The organism is Vibrio sp. 2033 (assembly GCF_033339735.1).
Map to the genome: position 1 here is coordinate 1 of NZ_JAWOVC010000448.1, position 644 is coordinate 644.

General features: G+C 50.5%; 1 protein-coding gene. It reads right to left on the bottom strand.

Annotation, left to right across the window (positions count from 1 at the left end; all coding sequences use genetic code 11):
* Positions 1–644: TGS domain-containing protein (locus R7P74_RS27115; RefSeq protein WP_318123764.1), on the bottom strand; the 644-nt coding region annotated here is incomplete at both ends.

A 644-nucleotide genomic window follows, 5' to 3' on the forward strand; every position in this document is an offset into this window, starting at 1 on the left:
AGGTTATCAACACCTTCTACTACTACCGCGTCTTTTTTCGGGCGACTTTGCGCTGGTGCTTTGTGCTCGGCTTCTTGGAGTTTTTCTAGCGCTTGCTGGTCTTCTTCTTCCGCCGTTGGTTTATTCACCAGTGCATTGATGTGGTTGATGATCTGATTGATACGCAGGTCGCCACTGCCTACACCGACGTAGAGTTCATCCGGCGTGTTGACGTTGAAGCGTTTTAGGGCGTAATGCTCTGCATCTTTTAACGTCGCACCAATCTTCACCAACTCGTGTTCGAGGATTTCACGTCCCGCTTCGAGGTTTTTCTCTCGACTCTGTTTACGAAACCAAGCGTTGATCTTCGCACGAGCACGACCTGAGTGAACAAAGCCTAGTGATGGGTTTAACCAGTCTCGCGATGGGTTTGGCTCTTTTGCAGTGATGATTTCGACCTGATCGCCCATGTGGAGTTTATGGGTGAACGGCACGATTCGGCCACCAACTTTAGCGCCAATACAACGGTGCCCGACTTCTGAGTGAATGTGGTAGGCAAAGTCTAGTGGAGTTGCCCCCATTGGTAAGTCGACAACATCGCCACGTGGTGTAAATGCGTAGACGCGGTCATCGAAGACTTGGCTTCGGAGTTCATCCAACATCTC